This window comes from Polaromonas sp. (assembly GCF_030689685.1).
Taxonomy (GTDB): Bacteria; Pseudomonadota; Gammaproteobacteria; order Burkholderiales; family Burkholderiaceae_C; genus Polaromonas.
Map to the genome: position 1 here is coordinate 46,332 of NZ_JAUYEY010000064.1, position 9,988 is coordinate 56,319.

Here is a 9,988-nt window from a genome sequence, read left to right on the forward strand (position 1 = left end):
TTCAGTTAAAGTGCCCCCATGCGCCCCGCCACGCCCTTCAAACCCCGCCCTGAAACGACTGGCAAGCCCGTCCCGGTGGGACCGCTGGACTGGCGCCGCCTGGTCGAATGGCTGAGCGAAGACGGCGTGATCTCTGCCGCCGAGGCGCAGCGCACCATCGCCCGTTGTGCGCAGGTGCAAAGCGCCCAGCATCCGCTGATCCGGCTGGCCAGTGTCAGCATGACCCGGGTGGCCGACGGCAAGCCGCTGGACATCGAAACCATTGCCCAATGGCTGGCCAGCCGTGCTGGCCTCACTTATTTGCGCATCGACCCCTTGAAGGTGGATGTGGGCAAGGTGGCCGACACCATGTCGGCGGTGTATGCCGAGCGCCACAAGGTGCTGCCGGTGCAGGTGACAAGCGCCGAAGTGGTGATCGCGACCTCCGAGCCGTTTATCACCGACTGGGTGTCCGAGGTCGAGCGCCAGGCCAAACGCAGCGTGCGCCTGGTGGTGGCCAACCCGACCGAGATTGCCCGCTACACGGCCGAATTTTTTGCGCTGGCCAAGTCGGTCAAGGCGGCGATGAAGGCCGGCGGCAGCAGCGGTGCCGCGAGTTTTGAACAACTGGTGGAGCTCAACAAGAGCAACAAGCAGCTCGACGCGAACGACCAGGGCGTGGTGCAGGTGGTGGACTGGCTCTGGCAATACGCCTTCGACCAGCGTGCCAGCGACATCCATCTGGAGCCGCGGCGCGATCAGGGCGTGATCCGCTTCCGCATCGACGGTGTGTTGCACCCGGTTTACCAGATGCCCATGGGTGTGCACAACGCCATGACCGCGCGCATCAAGCTGCTGGGCCGCATGGATGTGGTTGAAAAGCGCCGCCCGCAGGATGGCCGCATCAAGACCCGCAACCCGCGCGGCGACGAGGTCGAGATGCGTTTGTCCACCCTGCCGACGGCCTTCGGCGAGAAAATGGTGATGCGGATTTTTGACCCCGACACCACCGTCAAGGACCTCGATGCGCTGGGTTTTTCGCAGCACGACGCGACCCGCTGGGAGCAACTCGTCAAGCGCCCGTACGGCATTGTTCTGGTCACCGGCCCTACCGGTTCGGGAAAGACCACCACGCTGTACTCCACCCTCAAGCGTATCGCCACCGAGGAAGTCAACGTCAGCACCATTGAAGACCCGATCGAGATGATCGAGCCGGCCTTCAACCAAACGCAGGTCCAGGCCCACCTGGATTTCGACTTCCCCGAAGGGCTGCGCGCGTTGATGCGGCAGGACCCGGACATCATCATGGTCGGCGAGATCCGCGACCTGCAGACTGCCGAGATGGCGGTGCAGGCGGCGCTGACCGGGCACCTGGTGTTCAGCACCTTGCACACCAACGACGCGCCTTCGGCGGTTTCGCGTCTGATGGAACTCGGCGTGCCGTCCTACCTGATCAACGCGACGCTGCTGGGTGTGCTGGCGCAGCGCCTGGTGCGTACGCTGTGTGCGCAATGCCGCGAAAAGGACGAGGGCAGTTCGCGCGAAGCGCTGGCCGAAATCGTCAAACCCTGGCAGATCAACGGCGGCTACCAGCCGTACAAGCCCATGGGCTGTGTCGATTGCCGCATGACGGGTTTCATGGGCCGCATGGGCCTGTACGAGCTGCTGACGGTGACCGAGGCTTTCAAAGACAAGGTCACAAAAGAGCCCAACATCGACGCGCTGCGGCGCCAGGCGGTGACCGACGGCATGCGGCCGCTGCGACTGGCCGGTGCGCTCAAGGTGGCCGGGGGTGTGACCACCATTGAGGAAATCCTTTCCACCACACCGCCGATGTCCTGAAGAGGAACAGGAGGAACAGTTTTTTTTGCCTGTCCCGGCCGCGACACACAGAGACACAGATTTTTCCGCTTTTTTGCATAAGTGAAAGCCACATGCCGCGCAGGGACGATCCCATGCACAATCCAGCGATCCATTTATTTCTATTACAGGAGACAAACCGTGAATATCAAAAGTCAGAAAGACTTTTTTGCCGGCCTCATGTTCATGGGTGTCGGCGTGGCGTTTGCGTGGGGGGCAACAAACTACAACGTGGGTACCGGCGCACGCATGGGGCCGGGTTATTTCCCGCTGATGCTGGGTGTGCTGATGGCCGTCCTGGGCGCGGCGATTACCTTCAAGGCGCTGGTGGTTGAAACCGTGGGCGGCGACAAGATCGGCAAATGGGCCTGGAAACAGCTATTCTTCATCATTGCCGCCAACGTCATTTTCGGAATCCTGCTGGCCGGTCTTCCCGCCATGGGGTTTCCGGCTTTTGGCCTGATCGTTGCGATTTATGCCCTTGTGTTTATTGCCAGCATGGCGGAACCCGGCTGGAAGTTCAAGAACACCCTGATTCTCGCCACGGTACTGGCGGTAGGTAGCTACCTTGCCTTTGTGATTGCGCTGAAGCTGCAATTCCCGGTGTGGCCTACTTTCATCACGGGCTAAGGAAGAAAAATGGATCTCCTCTCAAATCTGTCGCTGGGCTTCAGCGTGGCCTTTACGCCGATCAACCTGCTGTACGCGTTCGCCGGCTGTATTTTGGGCACGCTGATTGGCGTGTTACCCGGTATTGGTCCGATTGCGACTATCGCGATGCTGCTGCCGGCCACCTATGCCTTGCCGCCTGTGTCGGCGCTGATCATGCTGGCCGGTATTTATTACGGCGCCCAGTACGGTGGCTCAACCACCGCCATCTTGGTCAACCTGCCGGGCGAATCGTCGTCGGTGGTGACCTGTATCGACGGTTACCAGATGGCCCGCAAAGGGCGAGCGGGGCCGGCACTGGCTGCTGCGGGACTAGGGTCCTTTTTTGCCGGTAGCGTCGGCACCCTGATCCTGGCGGCGTTCGCTCCGCCGCTGACCGAATTGGCTTTCAAATTTGGCCCTGCCGAGTATTTCGCGTTGATGGTGCTGGGCCTGATCGGTGCCGTGGTGCTGGCCTCCGGTTCGCTGCTCAAGGCTGTGGGCATGATTGTGTTGGGTTTACTGCTGGGCCTGATCGGCACTGACGTGAATTCCGGCGTGGCGCGCTTCAGCTTCGACATTCCCGAATTGACTGATGGCATTGGTTTTATCGTGATTGCCATGGGTGTGTTTGGCTACGGCGAGATCATCAACAACCTGGCGCAGCCCGAGCATGAGCGGGAGGTGTTTACCGCCAAAGTCTCGGGCCTGATGCCGACGAAAGAGGACTTCAAGAACATGGTGCCGGCCGTGCTGCGCGGGACTTTCCTCGGTTCCGCCCTCGGCATTCTTCCCGGTGGCGGTGCCTTGCTGGCGGCTTTTGCGGCCTACGCGCTGGAAAAGAAAGTCAAGATGAAGCCGGGCGAAGTTCCCTTTGGCCAGGGCAACATACGCGGCGTGGCCGGCCCCGAGTCCGCCAACAACGCTGGCGCGCAGACCTCTTTCATCCCACTGCTGACCCTGGGTATTCCACCGAACGCCGTGATGGCGCTGATGGTGGGCGCCATGACGATTCACAACATCCAGCCCGGCCCGCAGGTCATGACCAGCAACCCCGAGCTGTTCTGGGGCTTGATTGCCTCGATGTGGATAGGCAACGCCATGCTGGTGATCCTGAACCTGCCGCTGATCGGTATCTGGATCAAGTTGCTGACCGTGCCTTACCGTTATCTGTTTCCCGCGATTGTGCTGTTCTGCGCGATTGGTGTTTATTCGACCAACAACAACACCTGGGACATCTGGATGGTCGCGATTTTTGGTGTCATCGGCTACCTCTTCATCAAGCTGGGTGCGGAGCCCGCTCCCTTGTTGCTGGGCTTCATCCTGGGCCCGATGATGGAAGAAAACCTGCGCCGCGCGCTGCTGCTTTCGCGCGGCGACTGGAGCACGTTTGTCACGCGTCCGTTGTCGGCCGGTTTGCTCGGCGCAGGTGTGCTGTTGCTGGTCATCGTGCTGCTGCCGGCAGTCAAGCACAAGCGGGAAGAGGCCTTTGTCGAGGATTGATTTTCCGTACTCCTGGGAACAGGCGCTTTTGGGCGCCTTTTTTCATGCCCCTGAGCCGGCTGGTGCGATGCACCTGTGTCGCCGTCAAAGGTCAAAATCGTTCACAATCCACCAGATGAAACGTACACATATTATTTTTGCAGCCTTGGTTTTTGCCACGGCTTTTTCAGCGACCGCGCAGACGGCGTCGGGCAGTGGGGCTTATCCCAACAAGCCCATTCGCATGATTGTTCCGTTCCCGGCCGGTGGCGCGACCGACATCCTGGCGCGCGCGCTGTCGCAAAAGCTCGGAGAAAAAATCGGCCAGACCGTGGTGGTGGACAACCGGCCCGGCGCTGGCGGCACCATAGGCGCCGACGCTGCGTCCAAGGCGGCGCCTGATGGTTATACGCTGCTGCTGGCGACTTCCAGCACGCACAGCATCGGTCCGGCCATCAACCCGAAGATCCCTTACAACGCCGACACGGACTTTACGCCGATTGCCTACGTGGCCAGTTCGCCCAACATCGTGCTGGTGCCCAACTCTTCGCCGGCCAGAGACATGCGCGAGTTCATAGCCCATGCGCGCAAAAATCCGGGGCAGCTGAACTACGCGTCCAGCGGCAATGGCACCATCGTGCACCTGACCACCGAATACTTCAAGGCGCAGTCGGGCACCTTCATTCTTCACATTCCCTACCGCGGCACGGCCCTGGCCATGCCGGACCTGATCAGCGGAAAACTCGATGTGCTGTTTGACTCTTTTGTCACTGGCATGCCGCATGTCAAAGATGGCAAGCTGCGCGCCCTGGCGGTGACCAGCCTCAAACGCTCGGTGCTGGCGCCCGATCTGCCGACGGTGTCGGAGACTCTGCCGGGCTTCGAGTCGGTGACCTGGTTTGGCGTCTATGGCCCCAAGGGCCTCAATGCCGAGCTGACTGCCCGCGTGAACCAGGCGATGAATGCGGCGCTGGCTGACGCCGAGGTGAAGGAGCGTTTTGCACGGTTGGGTGCCGAGCCCACGGGCGGCACGCCGCAGGCTTTTGCCGCGATGGTCAAGGCTGACAACGCCAAGTGGAAAAAAATCATTTCAGAACGCAAGATCACCACCGAGTGACCGTGCGCACGGTGCCTGACCCGTAACCGCTTACTTTTTAATCAGCCATGAACTTCAACTACCACAACCCCTACACCTCAACCCGGCTTCCGCTTTTCGCACGCAATGTGGTGTCCACCTCCCATCCGCTGGGCGCGCAGGCCGGCTTGCGCATGCTGCTCAAGGGCGGCAATGCAGTGGACGCCGCAATTGCTGCTGCGGCGGCGATGACGATTGTCGAGCCGGTCAGCAACGGCCTGGGCAGCGATGCCTTTGCCCTGATCTGGGACGGCAAGGCGCTGCACGGGCTCAACGCCTCTGGCCGCGCGCCGCAGAGCTGGACGCCGGACTATTTCAGCAAGAAATACGGCGCCGACGCGCAAACCCCACCCAAGCGCGGCATGGACTCGGTCAGCGTCCCCGGCGCGGTGGCGGGCTGGGTGGCGATGAGCGAGCGCTTCGGCAAGCTGCCGTTTGCTGACCTGATGGAGCCGGCCATCGAGATTGCCGAGCGCGGCTACCTGCTGCCGCCAGTGGTGCAGCAAAAGTGGGCGGCAGCCACCCATGAGCTGAAAGGCCAGCCGGGTTTTGCGCAGTCCTTTCTGCCCTGGGGGCGCGCGCCGAATGTTGGCGAGCTGTTCCAGTTCAAGGCGGCGGGCAAGGCCTTGCGCGCGATTGCGCAGAGCAAGGGCACGGCCTATTACGGCGGCGAGATCGCCCATGCCATCGAAAAATTTTCTGCCCGAAACGGTGGCAGCATCACCGCAAAAGATTTTGAGAATTACAAGCCGGAGTGGGTTCAACCCATTGGCAAGGACTACCGTGGCTACACCTTGCACGAGATCCCACCGAACAGCCAGGGCATTGCCGCGCTGATTGCGCTGGGCATCCTGGGCAAATTTGATGTGGCCGGCCTGGCGGTGGATGGCGTTGATTCCCAGCATCTGCAGATCGAAGCCATGAAACTGGCCTTTGCCGATGTCTACAAATACGTGGCCGAGCCATCGGCCATGGCGGTGAGCGTCGATCAAATGCTAGACGACGCCTACCTCTCGTCGCGTGCCAAACTCATCGACATGAAAAAGGCCCAGGACTTTGGTGCCGGCAACCCGGTCAAGGGCGGCACCATTTATCTGACCGCTGCCGACGAAAACGGCATGATGGTCAGCTTCATCCAGAGCAACTACATGGGTTTCGGCTCGGGCTGCGTCGAGCCAGAGTTCGGCATCAGCCTGCAAAACCGCGGCCACGCCTTCAGCCTGCAGCCAGGCGCCAACCAGGTTGCGCCGGGCAAGCGGCCCTTTCACACCATCATCCCAGCCTTCCTAAGTAAGCCGAAGGCCCGTTCTCACCCTCTCCTTCCGGGAGAGGGCCGGGGTGAGGGCCTCACGGTCGCCAACATCGAGCCTGTCATGTCCTACGGCGTGATGGGCGCCAACATGCAACCGCAGGGCCACATGCAGACGCTGGTGCGCATGCTCGACTACCAACAAAGCCCGCAGGTCGCCTGCGATGCACCGCGCTGGCGCTACAACGCGGGTTATGAAATCAATGTGGAATCGGCGATGGACAAGGCCACCGTGCAGGGGCTGGCCGACCGCGGCCACCGCATGGAAGTGATCAACGACTCCTACCAGGACTTCGGTGCGGGCCAGTTCATCTGGTGCGCTGGTGACCCCGGCGTCGAAGGTTATGTGGCGGCCAGCGATGCCCGGCGCGACGGCCAGGCCGTCGGTTTCTGAACCAAGCCTTGTCTGACATTTCAGAGCAAAAAAGCCCTCCAGCCCATGATCCACGTGCGCAAGCAGCTACGAAAAGCATAGCAACAGGCCTGCTGCTGGCCACCCTGGGCGCGATTGCCTTCAGCGGCAAGGCGATCATCGTCAAGCTCGCCTACCGCTACGGCGTCGATGCCGTCACGCTGATCATGTACCGCATGTTGTTTGCGCTGCCGATCTTCGCGCTGATGGCCTGGTGGGCCAGCCGGGGCAAGGCGGCGTTGACACGAAAGGACTGGCTGGGCGTGCTCTGGCTGGGTTTCACCGGGTATTACCTGGCGAGTTTTCTCGACTTTGCCGGGCTGGCCTACATCTCCGCGTCGCTGGAGCGGCTGATCCTTTACCTCAACCCGACGCTGGTGCTGTTGCTGGGCTTGGTGCTTTATCGCCGGCGCATCTCCGCGCGGCAGATTCTTGGCATGGCCATCAGTTACAGCGGTGTGGTGCTGGTGTTCGGCCATGAAATCACGCTGATGGGCCCCGACGCGGCCTGGGGCGCGCTGCTGGTTTTTCTGAGCGCCGTGAGTTATGCCATTTACCTGGTCTACAGCGGTGAGATGGTCAAACGCCTGGGCGCGCTGCGGCTGGTGGGCCTGGCCAGCACCGTGGCCTGCCTGTGCTGTTTGCTGCAGTTTGTGCTGCTCAGGCCGCTCAGTGCCGCAGCGGTGGCGCCCGAGGTGATCTGGCTGTCGCTGCTCAATGCCACGCTGTGCACGGTGGCGCCGGTGCTGATGGTGATGATGGCGATTGAGCGCATAGGCGCTGGCATGGCGGCGCAAGCCGGAATGATAGGCCCGATGTCCACCATCCTGATGGGTGTGCTGATTCTGGGTGAGCCGTTCACGGCTTGGGTCGCGGCGGGGACGGTGCTGGTGATTGCCGGGATTTTTGTGTTCAGCCGATCTGGCAAAGGATAGGCTGATAGTCGTGCGGATCTTGCGTCACGCTTGTTGACGACTTACCTTTCCAGTTCGCCCACGTCTGTTGGCCGGGGGTTGCCCGGCGGCACCTCACTTTCTTTTTGCGTCGCCAAAAAGAAAGTAAGCAAAGAAAAAGGCGACCCGATGGTCTGGGTCCCTCCGCTTCGCTGCGGGCAACCTGCGGTGCTTGGTAAAAGCGGGGTCGAGCTCGAACTCGCCTTCGGCTCAGACAATCGCTCGCCCTGATCCGCTTTGACCTGCGCTCCTCGGCCCAGCCCGACGGGTGAAGGAGGAGGCAAATATCTAATACCAAATTCAAGTCCGGAGTGCAGGAAGCGCGAAGCGCTTCCTGCACGGAAATCCCAAGAGTCGGCCATGTTTGCACGCGAGCGTAGCGCACGCGGCCAAATGAAGTCCCCCTCTATCGCCCAGCGGGGCGAGGGAGGGGCTAGGAGTCTGGGCGGCAGAAGGCGTCGAAGCGAAAAGTGGCCCCGGCGAGGACAGTTTTTGCCGGGTTTGCAGCCTCATAGCCGCAGCTATGGGGCAAAAAGCCGGTGAAAAATGGACCGGCGCGGCCGCTTTGCAGCCGACGTCCCTTCTGCCGCCCAGGCTCCTAGGGGAGGGAGTGGGGAGTCAAGCCCTGCTGTCCAGTGCAGACCACAGTCAGCTTCAAGCCAACCGCGGAGAAGACCGTCCTATTTCTTCACCGGGACCCGCCGCCCCGCCGGCGCGGCAGCCGCGGGCGCATCTGCACGGCTGGCCGTGCGTGAAGCTGCCAGCCGCTCCATGCGCTGCGCCACCGTGATGGCGCTTTGCCCGCTCAGGCCGTCCATGCGATTGCCCATGGCCTGCTCCAACAGGTCCAGCCTTTGTTGGGCTGGGGGATGAGGTGGCCGTGACGGTGCCGCCCGGGGCACTGCCTTTGTTGAAAAAACTGCTCAAGCCGCGCAATGCGTTGGCGCCAGCGCCGGCCGGTGCGGCGCTGGCGGCGGAGCCGATGTCAAATATGTGGACCCAACCGGATGCACCTTCGGCGGTGCGTACCTGGATCCAGGCACCTTGCCGCCCGCCGGAGCGGGTCACCGGCGTGCGTGCCGCCAGCGCAGCCAGGCTGCGTGAACTCTCGCCCGGTGCCTCGCGCAGTTCGGCCGCGCGTTTGACCAGGAGCGCTTCGGTTTGCGCCTGGACCAGCCCGCCGTCCAACAGCAGCGCACAAGAGACCAGCCCGTGCAGGCGATTGAATTTACTCAGTATCATGGCCGGTCACTTTCACGGAAATGAAGCGGGAATTATTATGGATTTGGGTATCGCAGGCAAATGGGCGCTGGTATGCGGCGCGAGCAAGGGGCTGGGTCTGGGCTGCGCCCAGGCGTTGATGCGCGAAGGCGTGAACGTGCTGATCGTCGCGCGGGGTGCCGAAGTACTGAAAGCCACCGCTACTAAATTGATAGCTGATAGAGCCCGTCCGACGGGGGCCAGTGTGCAATTTGTTGCGGCAGACATCACCACCACCGAGGGCCGTGCCGCAGTGTTTGGGCAGCGCAAGGACTTCGACATCGTCGTCACCAACGCCGGCGGCCCGCCGCCGGGTGACTTTCGCAACTGGGACCGGGATGCCTGGCTCAAGGCGGTGGATGCCAACATGCTGACGCCTATCGAGCTGATCAAGGCCACGGTGGATGGCATGGCCGCGCGCGGTTTTGGCCGCATCGTCAACATCACCTCCAGCTCGGTCAAGGCACCGATTGACATCCTTGGCCTGTCCAACGGCGCACGCAGCGGGCTGACCGGCTTTGTCGCCGGTGTGGCGCGCACCAAGCTCGCAGCGCAGGGTGTGACCATCAACAACCTGCTGCCCGGGGCCTTTGACACCGACCGCCTGCGCGGCACCCTGCAGGGAGCGGCCACCAAGACCGGCCAGTCGATGGATGTGTTGATGGACGCGCGGCGAAAAACCATTCCGGCCGGGCGTTTTGGCACACCGGAAGAGTTCGGTGCGATGTGCGCTTTTTTATGCAGCATGCAGGCCGCTTACCTCACCGGTCAGAACGTATTGCTCGACGGTGGGGCTTATCCCGGCACGTACTAGTAGTTAGTTCCATTAAAGCAATTACGTACTAAACGACGCCAAGATCGAACTTATTCCATCGAAAAACGACAGGCGATGCGTTGATTTCAGCTATCCCTTTGAGGATGCGGGTTTTTAGTTCCTCTTTGGACTTGAC

Annotated in this window: 8 protein-coding genes and 1 pseudogene; 7 read left to right on the forward strand and 2 right to left on the reverse strand. The window is 61.7% G+C overall.

Going from position 1 to position 9,988, the window contains the following annotated elements; genetic code table 11:
- The first annotated feature begins 18 nt into the window (after positions 1 to 18).
- From Q8O29_RS15200 to Q8O29_RS15225, 6 genes are all read left to right on the forward strand, one after another.
- A complete protein-coding gene (locus Q8O29_RS15200) occupies positions 19 to 1,821 on the forward strand; it encodes a GspE/PulE family protein (RefSeq protein ID WP_305564235.1) in 1,803 nt (600 codons plus the stop codon).
- A gap of 159 nt (positions 1,822 to 1,980) precedes the next feature.
- Positions 1,981 to 2,469, forward strand: a complete 489-nt coding sequence (locus Q8O29_RS15205; protein WP_305564237.1) for a tripartite tricarboxylate transporter TctB family protein — start codon at positions 1,981 to 1,983, stop codon at positions 2,467 to 2,469.
- A 9-nt stretch (positions 2,470 to 2,478) separates the two neighbouring features.
- Positions 2,479 to 3,990 (forward strand): tripartite tricarboxylate transporter permease, encoded by a 1,512-nt coding sequence (locus tag Q8O29_RS15210; RefSeq protein ID WP_305564239.1) that lies wholly within the window; start codon positions 2,479 to 2,481, stop codon positions 3,988 to 3,990.
- A gap of 115 nt (positions 3,991 to 4,105) precedes the next feature.
- Entirely contained in the window at positions 4,106 to 5,086 is a 981-nt protein-coding gene (locus Q8O29_RS15215) for a tripartite tricarboxylate transporter substrate binding protein (protein WP_305564241.1), read from the forward strand.
- Between the two features lie 47 nt (positions 5,087 to 5,133).
- A complete protein-coding gene (locus Q8O29_RS15220) occupies positions 5,134 to 6,807 on the forward strand; it encodes a gamma-glutamyltransferase family protein (protein WP_305564243.1) in 1,674 nt (557 codons plus the stop codon).
- A gap of 17 nt (positions 6,808 to 6,824) precedes the next feature.
- Complete coding sequence (locus Q8O29_RS15225; RefSeq protein WP_305564255.1) at positions 6,825 to 7,760, forward strand: DMT family transporter; 936 nt, start codon at positions 6,825 to 6,827, stop codon at positions 7,758 to 7,760.
- 698 nt (positions 7,761 to 8,458) lie between these two features.
- On the opposite strand, the gene Q8O29_RS15230 is transcribed toward Q8O29_RS15225, so the two are convergent.
- On the reverse strand, positions 8,459 to 8,608 hold the full coding sequence (locus Q8O29_RS15230; RefSeq protein ID WP_305564245.1) for a hypothetical protein: 150 nt from the start codon (positions 8,606 to 8,608) through the stop codon (positions 8,459 to 8,461).
- Positions 8,609 to 8,828: 220 nt separating this feature from the next.
- Positions 8,829 to 9,020 (reverse strand): annotated as a pseudogene (locus Q8O29_RS20410) (hypothetical protein); the annotation flags it as partial.
- Positions 9,021 to 9,057: 37 nt separating this feature from the next.
- Here Q8O29_RS20410 and Q8O29_RS15235 point away from each other — a divergent pair.
- A complete protein-coding gene (locus Q8O29_RS15235; protein WP_305564257.1) occupies positions 9,058 to 9,852 on the forward strand; it encodes an SDR family oxidoreductase in 795 nt (264 codons plus the stop codon).
- Positions 9,853 to 9,988: the final 136 nt, after the last annotated feature.

What these genes read in the sequence shown, in the direction of transcription:
- Q8O29_RS15200 (WP_305564235.1), top strand. Translation starts at nt 19, where the DNA reads ATGCGCCCCGCCACGCCCTTCAAACCCCGCCCTGAAACGACTGGCAAG.
- Q8O29_RS15235 (WP_305564257.1), top strand. Translation starts at nt 9,058, where the DNA reads ATGGATTTGGGTATCGCAGGCAAATGGGCGCTGGTATGCGGCGCGAGC.
- Q8O29_RS15220 (WP_305564243.1), top strand. Translation starts at nt 5,134, where the DNA reads ATGAACTTCAACTACCACAACCCCTACACCTCAACCCGGCTTCCGCTT.
- Q8O29_RS15210 (WP_305564239.1), top strand. Translation starts at nt 2,479, where the DNA reads ATGGATCTCCTCTCAAATCTGTCGCTGGGCTTCAGCGTGGCCTTTACG.
- Q8O29_RS15215 (WP_305564241.1), top strand. Translation starts at nt 4,106, where the DNA reads ATGAAACGTACACATATTATTTTTGCAGCCTTGGTTTTTGCCACGGCT.
- Q8O29_RS15230 (WP_305564245.1), bottom strand. Translation starts at nt 8,608, where the DNA reads ATGGGCAATCGCATGGACGGCCTGAGCGGGCAAAGCGCCATCACGGTG.